The sequence below is a fragment of the Amycolatopsis keratiniphila subsp. keratiniphila genome (assembly GCF_001620365.2).
GTDB classification, from domain to species: domain Bacteria; phylum Actinomycetota; class Actinomycetes; order Mycobacteriales; family Pseudonocardiaceae; genus Amycolatopsis; species Amycolatopsis keratiniphila.
Window position 1 is genome coordinate 113,477 of sequence record NZ_LQMT02000003.1, and the last position, 1,247, is coordinate 114,723.

The 1,247-nt window shown below is 65.8% G+C and carries 2 protein-coding genes; one reads left to right on the plus strand and one right to left on the minus strand.

The window, feature by feature from the left end:
- Positions 1 to 40: 40 nt before the first annotated feature.
- Positions 41 to 838, minus strand: coding sequence for an SAM-dependent methyltransferase (locus tag AVR91_RS01045; RefSeq protein WP_063272405.1), 798 nt, complete (start codon positions 836 to 838; stop codon positions 41 to 43).
- Between the two features lie 202 nt (positions 839 to 1,040).
- Here AVR91_RS01045 and AVR91_RS01050 point away from each other — a divergent pair.
- A partial coding sequence (locus AVR91_RS01050) for a helix-turn-helix domain-containing protein (protein WP_143253842.1) occupies positions 1,041 to 1,247 on the plus strand: 207 nt, incomplete at its 3' end.

Below are 1,247 nucleotides of genomic sequence, written 5' to 3' on the forward strand. Positions count from 1 at the left end.
AGGAACGTCCCGTTCATAGCAGCCGGAAGGGCGCTGAGTCTTAAGCCTTACGGCCGATGCCGCCCGAGATCGTCCGCTGGGCCGCGTTCAGCTCCTTGATCCGCGGGCCGTCCGGCCACCAGTCGACGCACAGCTTGACGCCGGGCTCGACCATCTCGAGGTCGTGGAACAGCTCCTCGATCTCGGCCTTCGTGCGGAAGGTGCCCGAACCCATCGGGCTGTGGATGAATAAGTCCTCCATCTTGCGGGCGGTCTCGGACAGCTCGTCCTCCGGGTCGGAGAAGTGCGAGATCGCCACGTAGGAGCCCGACGGCAGCGCGTCGATGTACTTCTTCATGATCTTGGCGGGCTGGTCGTGCGGCCCGTTGTAGTGGTGCAGGGTCCCGAGCTGCAGCAACGCGATCGGCCGCGTGAAGTCGATGTGCCGCCGGATGTCCGGGTTCTCCATGATCCGCTCGGGCTCGAAGATGTCGTCCGAGACGAAGTGCGTGTTCTCGTTCTCTTCGAGCAGCGCGCGCCCGTGGGCGAGCACGACCGGGTCGTTGTCGACGTAGACGACCTTGATCTCCGGGTTGATCCGCTGCACGACCTGGTGCGTGTTCTCGGCGGTCGGCAGGCCGGATCCGAGGTCCAGGAACTGCGTGATGCCCGTCTGGCTGGCGAGGAACCGGCAGGCGCGGATCAGGAAGCCGCGGTTCTCGGTCGCCAGGTCCTGCGCCTCGGGGGCGGCCTGCTGGACCTTGCGCAGCACCTCCCGGTCGATCTCGTAGTTGTCCTTGCCGAGGAGGAAGGCGTCGTACACCCGGGCGATGCTGGCCCGGGTCGGGTCGACACCCACAGGCACTCGTTCCGTCCGGGGCGGGGCGTCGGGCATCTTGAACCTCACAAAACTGTGTCGGAAGTCTCGGGCTCTACGTAGAGTAGAACCACGTACGCGACCGGTAAACCGAGCCATCCCTGTCGTGTCGAGGCCCAAACGTGTACTTTCAGTAATCGGCTTGTTCTCCTGTGAGTGTCGTCGTGCGAAAGGTCCCCGGTCGATGAACGCGGTCACCCCGCCTGGCGGTGAGCAGTCCCTGGGTCCCACCGCGCGACGGATGATCCTCGGCTCTCAGCTCCGCCGGATGCGCGAGGACGCGGGCATCACGCGCCAGGAGGCCGGCTACAGCATCCGCGGCTCGGAGTCGAAGATCAGCCGTCTCGAGCTCGGCCGCGTCGGCTTCAAGGAACGCGACGTCGCCGACCTG